Annotated in this window: 1 protein-coding gene; it reads right to left on the reverse strand. The window is 61.8% G+C overall.

Features of this window, described 5'->3' with window-relative positions; all coding sequences use genetic code 11:
• Window positions 1-350 (reverse strand): hypothetical protein (locus GPA27_RS28700; protein WP_211165329.1); only part of this gene is annotated, 350 nt, incomplete at its 3' end.
• Window positions 351-387 lie beyond the last annotated feature (37 nt).

The following is a 387-nucleotide window of genomic DNA, read 5'->3' on the forward strand; positions in this document are numbered from 1 at the left end:
GACCTCAGGGGCGCCAGCAACCGGGCACCTGAGCCCAGGGCCTCGGCCAGCATGGCGGGCAGGGTTTCCTGCTCGATCAGCATCTGGCCCAGGGCCAGCAGTGATGGCACGTCCACCGGGTTTTCGATGGACAGATGGCGTTCAATGGGTTCGCGCAGCTTGTGCTGCACCAGGCGGTCGTACAGACGGCTGTCGATGCGCGCGCCCTTCTCCACCAGCTTGATGCCATTGTCGGTGTAGATGGCAGCATCTGCGACCACCGTACGCCGGTCGGCCATGTCGGTCAGCGCACGCAAGTAATGGGGACTGTCAGCGTCCTCGGCATCCGCTGAAAGAAGAATATCGGTCATGCAAGCAACACAAATCGTTACTTCGCACTATAGGGGG

The organism is Aromatoleum toluolicum, assembly GCF_012911005.2.
GTDB lineage: Bacteria > Pseudomonadota > Gammaproteobacteria > Burkholderiales > Rhodocyclaceae > Aromatoleum > Aromatoleum toluolicum.